This is a genomic window from Propionivibrio sp. (genome assembly GCF_017995515.1).
GTDB lineage: Bacteria > Pseudomonadota > Gammaproteobacteria > Burkholderiales > Rhodocyclaceae > Propionivibrio.
Map to the genome: position 1 here is coordinate 1 of NZ_JAGOIT010000157.1, position 5,406 is coordinate 5,406.

The window sequence follows — 5,406 nt, forward strand, 5'->3', positions numbered from 1 at the left end:
CGCGTATTCCAGTTCGGAAAAACTCGCCTGCTTCGTCATCTCGCCTATCCGCTGTCACTCTTCCCGCATTTTCTCATCCCGCAGCCATCGGCTCATCGCAGGGTGGAATAAATCAGCGTTTCCCTAGCTCGCGTAGCCATCCCCCGACGCCCACGCCTCGTTCATCTGCGTCCACAATTCCCTCGGGACGCGCGAGTCCCCTTTTGCCTCGGCCATTGTCCTGGTCATGGCCTGCGCGATGCGAGCGAGTACTCGGGTTGGTTGTGCAACACCGCATACCCGGCGGCCAAAATCCACCAGTTCCTCGGTTGTGGGATACGCCTTTGTCTGGTGCTTGCCTGAGAACAACTTGAGGGCCAGTGTATGGTCCTCTAGCAAAGGCCCGCCAGGAGATTGTCGGTACTTGTAGATGCTCGTGGTGACCACGTCGAACATTGGAGCGAGCCCGATATGCTCAGCTGAGTCGTAAAGCAGGCCGAAGTTCTTCAGGTGCGCATCGCCGTTTCGGACCATGATGGAAAACGCCACCTGCTCGAAGAAACGGTGCAAGTTATCGCTATGCAGGTGAAGCTGGCGCAGCAATTCTGCGATGCGCTGATAACTTCCCTGGTACTTGCGGTCTGACAAGACGTCCCGCACCCGCAGCCCAGCCAGGGCCGCAATATCCTCGAAACCCAAACGCTCGACTCGGCCATCGGCGCGCTCGACCAGGTCGAAACGGTCGAGTATCAGCATCTGCCCATCGTCCGAGAGCGCGAACGACGGGGTCGTGATCCCCGCTTCTTGAGCGGCGGTCAGACACAGGTATTCATTTGCAGCCAACCCCGGGTAGGCGGCACTTGCGGCCTTCACGATGAGCGAGGGAATGGGTACGGTCGGCCGGTCAGGCACCATGATTTTGGGTTGCATGCCTGCAATGCCGGCCCCGGTGCTCAAGTAGGCGGTGACCAAGTCATCGAATACTTCGGGGGTGTAAGCCGTGCGTAGCAGTTCACTCTTGCTGAGCGTTCGAGGCAATGGTGTCGCTGCCTGATCCGGCAAGCTGTAGCCCAGACGACCAATGCCATTGCGGCCGACCAGCGCTAGCAGGTGCATCGGCGTCATCGGTTGTTTCGGAAAGAGCTCCCGAATCCGCATGAACAAGTCGCCTTCCGGGAGATTCTGGTCCATCGGCGGAAACAGGTCGCCATCCTGCCACGTGAGCCGTTCACGCGGTGGCATCAGCAACGCGACCGTCGCTTGGTCGGGGTCGGGATTCAGATAGCGAAACTCGTACGCGCCTGCACGAAGCAACTGCCCTGAACTCTCTGCATCCCCAATGGAGACGTTCAGCATTCGGATTTTTTCAGGAAGCATTGTCGTCCTCTTCCATGAACCTGGCGGCGACTTCGCTTGCAGAGGGCAGCCCAGCATGTTCGAGGCGAAGGACCAACCCCAATGCGCCGATGACAGCCAGCAACGACGATACTGTGGTGTCTTCCCCAGTCTCGAGGCGATAAACGACCTCGCGGACCTTACCCGCTTTTTCGGCAAGCGCCGATTTGCTCAGGCCCAGTGCTTCGCGACGCGCACGGAGTTGGCGCCCCAGTTCGTCAGGCAATCGGATATTGTCAGCCATGACTTTCAATTTAGAGTATGTTCGCCATATTTGCAAGTCATAGCTTGCAGTTTAGTGTTCGAGCGAAAACCTCGGCGCATGAATATTTCTGCAACAGTCGTTTGCGACCGAGGCAGTATTTATCGCCCAGGCTGTGGGCAAAAGCCGGAAGCTCCAGCGAAAGCGTCGCGCCCTTCTGTAGGGAGGAAATAACGTCCTCCATATAAGCTGCGCGCATCCTTGTCCCTGAGGCGGTAGGCGCAAATACTAGAAGTGCTGCTTGACCGGTCCGGCTTCTCCGTTTGATGCGGCGCCGAGGCCTACGCTGCGCTGATCGACTCCAGCGCGCCGCTCAAAGCACGTTCGAAAATCGCTTCTTCGAGCAGGATCGTCGCGTTGCCATCGCGGATCTGGCGTACCAGCGCCTCCGGTACGATCGAGATGGCCTTGGCCGAACGGTGGTTGCTGAAGAGCAGGATGCCGCGCTGCGGGCTGATCCAGTTGAGTCGCTCGCGGTTCTTGTTGCCTTCCGCGTCGCAGAACTCCACCCAGTCGCCGCGTTTGAGCTCGTGGACCTGGCGGTAGATTTCGCGCTCGTCGGCACGCCAGACGGGGGGCGCGCCAACCAGAACCACTTCCTCGACTTCGATGCCGTGGTCGACGCTGCGCGTGACCAGCAGGTCGCCGTCGCCTTGCGGCGTGAACGACGGCGTGAGGTCCGGCACTTTTTCCTGCGGTGCGGCGACTGGCGTGTCGCCCTTGAGCGCGGCGGAGTGGAATTTCATCAATCCGTCGAAGAAGACGGCGCGCTGTTCGGCTTGCGCACCGACGCTGTCGAGTCCCTTGTTCAGCTGGGCCAGGAGCTTCGGCAGCAGGCTGATCAGCTTGAGCCGGTCGGCCGGGTTCTTCTTGGGTTCGATACTCCAGACCAGATCGGTCATGACATCGCTGGCCGCCTTCCATTCGACCTCGTTGCCACTGTTCTTGATGGCGACGGTGCGCAGAACGTCGACCCAGTGCTCGTCAAGGAACGCATCGATCAATGGCGGCAGCGTGTTCTGCGTGCGGAAGGTACGAACCGCGCGCTGTGCTCGCTCCAGGGCTTCGACTTCGAGCTCGCGCTGGATAACGACGTTGGCCGCGGTCAGCGTCGTGTGGTCTTCTTCACTTTCATGTTCGCGGACGAAGTCCTCGAGTTCGGTGAGCGCGGTGCCGAAGATTTCGACGTCGTTCTCGAACTCGCTCTGGATGCGATCGACGAGTTCACTCAGTTTGCGGTAGAACGGGTCGGCCTCATCGACCGCGTTGCCCCAGCGAATGGCGACGCCGGAAACGCCGCCCAGGAAGCGCCGCGTCGGATGCTGGCGGTCGGCGAAGAAGCCGGGGTTCAGCATGGCCACCTTGAGTACGGGAATCTGCAAGCGGCTGAGCAGCGCCTTGATGGCGACCGGGACGTGGCTGTCGTCGAAGATGAAGTCGAAGAGCATGGCGACGATGTCGATCGTCACCGCCTCCAGGCCGCCCACCTGTTTTGCACCGTCCGACTCGCGGACCATGCGCACCTGGTTGATGATGACATTGTCGGGCTCGACGGCCGGCGCATGCTGCATTTCGTTGAGTGACGAGAGCAAAAGTTGGCTCACGACGGCCGGGTCGATGGCCGGGCCGGCCGCCTGGCCGGTCGGGTAATCGCCTTGCGCCGCCTGCAGCGCGCCTGCCGACATGGGGGCCACGCCGCCGCGCATCCGGGCGATGCGGTGCAGCGCATCGAGGATGCCGTTGTTGTTGACCGTGCCGGCGGCGGATGCGACACCGGCGGCGACTTGCAGACCGGGGGCGCTGGTTGCGGCTGAAGTCGACGCCTCGATGGCCGCCGCGCCGCGCCGGTAAGTCCGCTTGAGGTCGGGCAGGATGCCGCGTTCGACGAGGTACGCATTGATTTGCTGGTACACCCTCGGCAGGCCCGCGTGCAGATGGCGCTCAAGCCGGCGCAGGAGGAGCAGGCGTGACTGCGCGTCGGAGCCGATGGTCGCGCAGGCGTCGGACAATGCATTGCAAACGATCCTGGGCGCGAGCGGGTTGGCCGAATCGATTTGTTCGTCGTGTCCGAGCAGCGCGGCGACCCGGCGATTCAGCGTGTAGAGCTCTTCATCACAGGTTTCGGAAATCTGCGCGGCGAATTCGCGGATGACGATGTGTTCCGACAGATCCTCGTCGTCGACCAACTGGAGGCCCTCGAAATCGGGGATTTCGAGCGAAGTCGCCTGGCCGGCCGCCTTTGGGTTGTCCTGATTCTGGCAATGCTCCGCTGCGGCGGAAAGTTCGCGGCGAAACGCCTCGACGAAATGGGGCCAGTCCTTTTCGATATCGGCGCGCAGGTCGAGATAGCGCGTCTGTTGCAGGCGTTCGCGCGTTGAATCGGCAAGAACGAAAAGTTCCTCGGAAATCGGTGCGGCAATATCGCGCAGCCAGTTGCACAGGCTTTCGACCAGCTGATCCCGGCACTCACCAAGGATGCGATGACCGGGATTCCGCTCGCGCCCGAGTCCGCTCAGCGCGAAAACCCGGTTCGATGAGAGGCCGGAGGGCGATTGCGTCATGGTCGTACCTTGAGGGTTTGTCTGCGTCGCAGCGCGGCGGTGCGGTCGGATGGCAGGCGAATCGGCTGCAGATCGGAGGTCGGGTGAGCGGTCGCGTCGGCAACGATTGACCGGACAAGCCGCTGGAGGGCGCGTGGCACAAGTTGCACAAAGAAGAAAAACATCTTAACCCCGCATTCTGGTGATCCCGCTACCGTGGCCGTTACGGCGTTAGGCCGGAGAGTTTGCGTCACCGCCTTTCGACGGCTTTGCCCTGTTTCAGAAACCGGATCGGTGCGACGGCCCGGCAACGCTCTTGAAAATCCGTGAAATAGTGCACAGAAATGCGCCGTTTCACACGCTCTCAATACTATCCGGAAACGTCGGGAAATCAAGATGAAACGATGGGCGGCGGTGATGCTTCTCCAGACGGTGCGAGCGCTACGCGCGTGGTGGTCTGGAGGCGAGCCAGCGCCCAGTTGACGTGCTCACGAACGAGCGAAGAATCGTGATTACGGCGTGATTCGAGTGCAGCCAGTACGGCCGGCGTGGCGCGCGAGTTGCCGAGTGCAACGGCAATATTGCGCAGCCAGCGTTCGTGGCCGATGCGTCGGATCGGGCTGCCGGCAAGTCGACTGTTGAAATCCGCTTCGGTCCAGGAAAAGAGCTCGGTAAGCCGTGTGGCGTCCAGTCCATTGCGAACCGCGAAGTCGGGATCGCCGAGTTTCGCGAAGGAATTCCACGGGCAGCAAAGCTGACAGTCGTCGCAGCCGTAGATTCGATTTCCGATCAGTGGGCGCAGTTCGACGGGGATCGCCCCGACCAGTTCGATGGTCAGGTAGGAAATGCACAGTCGGGCGTCGACTTCGTATGGCGCGACGATGGCGGCCGTCGGGCAGGCGTCCATACAGCGCTGGCAACTCCCGCAATGCGGCTTGATCGGCGCATCCGGCGGTAACGGCAGGTTCGTGTAGATCTCGCCGAGGAAATGCCAGGAACCTTCACGCGTGAGCGACAAGGTATGCTTCCCGCGCCAGGCGATTCCCGATTGGCGCGCGAACTCGACTTCGAGGACCGGCGCCGAGTCCGAGAAGGCGCGATACGCGAAATCAATGGCTGGATCAAGCGCGTGGAGTGCGCCGCCGATTCGATCCGCGAGCTTCTGCAGTCTTTGCCGAATCGTCTTGTGGTAATCGCGGCCGAGCGCATAGCGCGAGACGTAGGCGAGTG

The 5,406-nt window shown here is 61.4% G+C and carries 4 protein-coding genes and 1 riboswitch; all 4 genes read right to left on the reverse strand.

Annotated elements, in window-relative coordinates; translation table 11 throughout:
- Positions 1–123: 123 nt before the first annotated feature.
- Positions 124–1,356, reverse strand: a complete 1,233-nt coding sequence (locus KBA32_RS16355; protein WP_294361260.1) for a type II toxin-antitoxin system HipA family toxin — start codon at positions 1,354–1,356, stop codon at positions 124–126.
- A complete protein-coding gene (locus KBA32_RS16360; RefSeq protein WP_294361261.1) occupies positions 1,346–1,618 on the reverse strand; it encodes a helix-turn-helix domain-containing protein in 273 nt (90 codons plus the stop codon). The genes KBA32_RS16355 and KBA32_RS16360 overlap by 11 nt, the downstream gene beginning before the upstream one ends.
- Positions 1,619–1,917: 299 nt before the next feature.
- Positions 1,918–4,197 carry a DUF1631 family protein gene (locus tag KBA32_RS16365; protein ID WP_294361262.1) on the reverse strand — a complete coding sequence of 760 codons (2,280 nt, stop codon included), beginning with the start codon at positions 4,195–4,197 and terminating at the stop codon, positions 1,918–1,920.
- A gap of 177 nt (positions 4,198–4,374) precedes the next feature.
- Positions 4,375–4,460, reverse strand: a riboswitch (cyclic di-GMP riboswitch).
- Between the two features lie 107 nt (positions 4,461–4,567).
- On the reverse strand, positions 4,568–5,406 hold an 839-nt coding region (queG, locus tag KBA32_RS16370; RefSeq protein WP_294361266.1), incomplete at its 5' end, for a tRNA epoxyqueuosine(34) reductase QueG.

What these genes read in the sequence shown, in the direction of transcription:
- KBA32_RS16355 (WP_294361260.1), bottom strand. Translation starts at nt 1,356, where the DNA reads ATGCTTCCTGAAAAAATCCGAATGCTGAACGTCTCCATTGGGGATGCA.
- KBA32_RS16360 (WP_294361261.1), bottom strand. Translation starts at nt 1,618, where the DNA reads ATGGCTGACAATATCCGATTGCCTGACGAACTGGGGCGCCAACTCCGT.
- KBA32_RS16365 (WP_294361262.1), bottom strand. Translation starts at nt 4,197, where the DNA reads ATGACGCAATCGCCCTCCGGCCTCTCATCGAACCGGGTTTTCGCGCTG.